This window comes from Citrobacter sp. Cpo045 (genome assembly GCF_030332875.1).
Taxonomy (GTDB): domain Bacteria; phylum Pseudomonadota; class Gammaproteobacteria; order Enterobacterales; family Enterobacteriaceae; genus Citrobacter; species Citrobacter portucalensis.
Window position 1 is genome coordinate 1 of record NZ_JAOWGZ010000080.1, and the last position, 4,567, is coordinate 4,567.

7 protein-coding genes and 1 pseudogene are annotated in these 4,567 nt (G+C 42.6%); 3 read left to right on the plus strand and 5 right to left on the minus strand.

The window, feature by feature from the left end:
- On the plus strand, positions 1-372 hold a 372-nt coding region (locus OGY13_RS05845; protein WP_064168594.1), incomplete at its 5' end, for an IS1 family transposase.
- Between the two features lie 10 nt (positions 373-382).
- Here OGY13_RS05845 and OGY13_RS05850 read toward each other — a convergent pair.
- The 4 genes from OGY13_RS05850 to OGY13_RS05865 form a co-directional block, all read right to left on the minus strand.
- A complete protein-coding gene (locus OGY13_RS05850) occupies positions 383-535 on the minus strand; it encodes a hypothetical protein (RefSeq protein ID WP_177974068.1) in 153 nt (50 codons plus the stop codon).
- A 151-nt stretch (positions 536-686) separates the two neighbouring features.
- Positions 687-875: a hypothetical protein gene (locus tag OGY13_RS05855; protein ID WP_007372207.1), complete on the minus strand. Its 189-nt coding sequence runs from the start codon at positions 873-875 to the stop codon at positions 687-689.
- Positions 876-910: 35 nt separating this feature from the next.
- Positions 911-2,101 carry a hypothetical protein gene (locus tag OGY13_RS05860; protein ID WP_009652915.1) on the minus strand — a complete coding sequence of 397 codons (1,191 nt, stop codon included), beginning with the start codon at positions 2,099-2,101 and terminating at the stop codon, positions 911-913.
- 112 nt (positions 2,102-2,213) lie between these two features.
- Positions 2,214-2,612, minus strand: a complete 399-nt coding sequence (locus OGY13_RS05865; RefSeq protein ID WP_016241897.1) for a hypothetical protein — start codon at positions 2,610-2,612, stop codon at positions 2,214-2,216.
- 160 nt (positions 2,613-2,772) lie between these two features.
- On the opposite strand from OGY13_RS05865, the gene OGY13_RS05870 reads away from it, so the two are divergent.
- Both OGY13_RS05870 and OGY13_RS05875 read left to right on the plus strand, forming a co-directional pair.
- Positions 2,773-3,279, plus strand: a complete 507-nt coding sequence (locus OGY13_RS05870; protein ID WP_007372203.1) for a hypothetical protein — start codon at positions 2,773-2,775, stop codon at positions 3,277-3,279.
- Positions 3,280-3,406: 127 nt separating this feature from the next.
- Positions 3,407-3,655: pseudogene (locus tag OGY13_RS05875) on the plus strand (transposase); the annotation flags it as partial.
- A 9-nt stretch (positions 3,656-3,664) separates the two neighbouring features.
- Here OGY13_RS05875 and OGY13_RS05880 read toward each other — a convergent pair.
- Positions 3,665-4,567 (minus strand): IS30-like element IS30 family transposase (locus tag OGY13_RS05880; RefSeq protein ID WP_286637561.1); only part of this gene is annotated, 903 nt, incomplete at its 5' end.

Sequence of the window (4,567 nt, forward strand, 5' to 3'; positions counted from 1 at the left end):
GAACAGTGGGGATACGTCGGGGCTAAATCGCGCCAGCGCTGGCTGTTTTACGCGTATGACAGGCTCCGGAAGACGGTTGTGGCGCACGTATTCGGTGAACGCACTCTGGCCACACTGGAGCGTCTTCTGAGCCTGCTGTCGGCCTTTGAGGTCGTGGTATGGATGACGGATGGCTGGCCGCTGTATGAATCCCGCCTGAAGGGAAAGCTGCACGTAATCAGCAAGCGTTACACTCAGCGAATTGAGCGGCATAACCTGAATCTGAGACAACATCTGGCAAGGCTGGGACGGAAGTCACTGTCGTTCTCAAAATCGGTGGAGCTGCATGACAAGGTCATCGGGCATTATCTGAACATAAAACACTATCATTAAGTTGGAGTCATTACCAAGCATTACTAGCACCATCAGCTTCCATCTTTAGCAAGTAATCGGTAACTGAACCAACTTCACCTTGTTCGGTGATCAAGATGGGGAGCTGACTTTTAATGCCAGTATTATCTTCTACGATAGTTGCTTTGACTTTAACCGATGACAAGGTTCATTCCTTTATACACGTTAAACATACAATACACTATAATTCTAAAGAGTTTATTGTCAAATAGAAAGGCAGATTTCTCTGCCTTAATACACAATATACATAGTTCAAGGTACTATATATAACTTAAGGGCGTTTTATTTTTGTGTGCTTATTTACCATCCGTTTCATCATCTACTTTCTGAGTCATGATTGGAGGCGGCGCTTCATTATCAATTTTCCTACGGCCTTCATCGCTGAAGAAGATTTTCCAGATAAAGTGCCCGACAAAAAGGATTCCGCATCCTATAATCAGCGCCCAGTCGAAAGTGTCAAATGGTCTGTTAAAATAATCAAACATATAGTTCTCCAGGGTAGAGTTCGTGACTAAGCCCGTTAAACGTTGTGTGGATAATTGCTCCACCAGACCGGGCAATGCAATTCATTGTTTTTTTCAGACCATCCGGCATCTATGAGTAATCTCTTCACAAAAAATGGCTGGTTTCTGAAGATATCTGTAGAAATTGATGTAGCTTTAATGACACTTCCTTTTTCACCAGGTTTTGTTGGTTTCTCGTAACGCGTTATACCGATATGCTGTAGACGTGACCTAATCGCGCCATCTGTCCTATTCATTTTCTTGGCAATCACTTCTATTGAACGATGCTCAGATAGAAGTGTAATTAAAAACTTATAGTTTCCACATACCCATTTGGCTGGTTTTTGTGGTTCTCTTTGGTTCCGTTCAGGCACTGATCTTTCCTTAATTTGTTGTGGTTTTTCACTATCACAATCAATGTCAGTTCTGGCCGGGTAATTTGAAATGGTTTTATCTGGTACGGTTTCATAGATAATTTCATTAAGCACTATATGCTTGCTCCACCAATCTGGGGCGGTAAGGTCGAATCCATCAATGTGCCAGCCGAATTCGATTAGTGGCAGGACATCAAGAAAACGTTTTTTTGATAATTTCGCAGAACTTATTTTTTTATTTAACCATATAACCGTACTAGATGAATCGTCTTCAGCGCCCACGGTAATCATTCCAAGCTCTATAAGTTGCTGAAGAGTGGATTGATGGCTTCTTAAGGTAAGCTCGGCAAGTGCCGTTTTACTGATACCATGTTGTATCGCCTTAAGTAAGACCCGAGTATCGTCAGGAGTCCACGGTTTACCGGTAATGAGGTGTGAAGATGTTTTCTTATGTAGCTGATCAGTATCCTCATCTTCGGGTACTAACAGGCTTGTGTTTCTTGTTCGCCACCATTCTGGAGAGTACAGAACATTTTCACCATTTATGCAGTGTGCTACCCATCCATTATCTAGCAGGGTTTTAAGAGTTATACCTGAAGCTGGTTCAGCCGGTGGCACTCTGATTGAAGAGTTAGGCTTGAGGGTAATTTCGTTAGGCTCGGAGAGATTTTCTCTTATGAGAAGGTATAAATCCAACTCGATACATCTTAACTGGATTATCCTTTCATTGTATCCAAGAATGGACGTAAGCGCTGCAAATGAGTAACCATCCTTAAGCCCTTTTATAAGCTTCAGATCTTCAGCTGGTGACCATGACGGTAATTTCTTCTTCATTCACTTGCCTTAGAGTGAACTAAATATTTCTGATATTACTTGTAAATCAATAATTCTTGAATCGAGAATGGGGGCGTTTTGAGGTGTATAAATCGCACTTAGACTCGACCATTTAGTATCCGTGGTTGAAGAGCTCCTCAACTCCAGCATTTACGACATCCTGGTTTCCAGGGATGTAACGTGGCCAGCCTTCTACCTCTTTGATGTTCTTAACGATAACTCCTTCGAAGCCAAATTGATCTGCCGATATATCAACAATATGGAATTCATCGTTGTTGGAGATCTCACACCAGTAATGACCGAACCCGCCATACATAGTGAATAACCCGCCGTCAGATTTCCCATCGCCACCTCTAATCACAGCTGATAACCCTTTGCTATGTGCCAGACGAGCTAATAGCAGACTGGCAAATAGGCATGTGCCCGTTGTGTCATCGGTATCACAGTCAGCGAGGATACCGTTCAGTAATGCCCGTGCTTCAGTCGCAACATCATTAATGAGGTTTTTCATCAGGGTTACTTATCGCAAATCGGTTTCAGGGGATTCTGCCAGACAGGCCGTAGCGTGACAATTTTTTATGACCCCAATAGGGGGCGAAATTAACGGGTCTTAGAATTTCGTCACCGATGAATGTTGCGTTAATCTTTTTTTATATAAAGAGGAGCTAACCATGAATAAAATGAAGTACAGTGCAGTATTGAATGAATGGAATTTTAAGTATGATTCTGCTGAAAGATTCGGTGACTCACACTTTCTTTATATCCATAATTTCATGAACGATCAGAGCCAGTTACTTGGTATTATCATAGCTGATTTTTTGAAGGTTCCTCAGATAGAACTTCTTCCTATTCAGACCGCCATAGATAACCTTGTAAGGTTATTAAAGGTTCAGACATCCAGGTCGTTAACGTCTGATGAGGGTGTTGATCTTGCTCAATTCCTCACTCAGTACCTCAGACAGACACAATCTTATGCTGCGGTTTCAAGTATGTGTCCGGTTGGTCAAAAGTTGAATTTTTTCCTGAACATCTACCCAAGAAAAGGTAATAAAGAGTTTTCTTTTCGATTATTCGCAATCACCACACTCAATGAAATTACAAGCGTGTCTGAATTTGTTGAAATGGCACATAGTACTCAACAAAGTGATCTGATTAATAATCCTGGTTATTTTGTTTGATTACTAAATAATTCCATATTGAAATCATTAACCATCACTTAACAGTGATGGTTTTTTGTTTTATTGAATCGCCACGGGTTTAACAGACACCTCAGAGTCATTTAAGATGGCTTAAAGAGAGGTGCCCATGAGCAGTAAGCGTTATCCCGAAGAGTTTAAAATTGAAGCAGTCAAACAGGTTGTTGATCGCGGTTATTCTGTTGCCAGCGTTGCAACACGTCTCGATATCACCACCCACAGCCTTTACGCCTGGATAAAGAAGTACGGTCCGGATTCTTCCACTAATAAAGAACAGTCAGATGTTCAGGCCGAGATCCGCCGTCTCCAGAAAGAGCTGAAACGGGTTACCGACGAACGGGACATATTAAAAAAAGCCGCTGTAGATTCAATCTGTCAATGCAACACCCCTTTCAATTATCTCTTTCGGTGTTTTGAACTTCAGTGTCTTTCTCGGTCTGTTGTTTAGCTGAGCAGCAACCAGATCTAGTTCATGTTGAGTATATTGGGCAAGACATGTCTTTTTAGGAAAGTACTGCCGAATTAGCCCATTTGTGTTCTCATTTGTTCCCCGCTGCCAAGGACTCTGAGGATCGCAGAGGTAAACTTTAACGCCGGTGCTGACAGTAAATTCCAGATGTCTGGCCAGTTCCATTCCTCTGTCCCATGTCAGTGATTTTCTGAGTTCTGACGGTAAACTCAGGAATTTGTCGGTAAGAGCCTGATTTACTGAGACAGAATCTTTGCCCCTGAGTCTAAGGATGATCGTATAACGTGATTTTCGGTCTACAAGTGTGGCTATATGAGAGTTTTTTGTACCTGAGACTAAATCGCCCTCCCAATGCCCCAGAGAGCGTCTGTTATCGATATTTCGGGAACGTTCGTGAATTGGTGTTCCGTTCACTATGTTAATCGTACCTCTTTCGCCTTTGCGGGTATGACGCCTGCCATGGCGAAGGCTATGCGACCGTCGCAGATGCTGTATATTCAGGTGGTGTAGCGCTTCACGGCTACGAAAGTACAGCGTTTTATAAATTGTCTCAGGTGATATTCGCAGCGTTTTTTGACGTGGTTTTGTTCGCCTTAACCATCCTGATATTTGCTCTGGAGACCATTTCATCTCCAGCTTTTCCAGAACAAGCTTTCGCAATGGTAAATTTTGATCCAGTAAGCACGGTTTTGGCCTTTTCGCCATTCTGTTGGCTCGGTTATTAGCATCAACAGCTTTGTAATAGCGTCTGCCCCGATTACGCTGAACTTCACGTGAGATCGTCGAAGGACTGCGATTCAG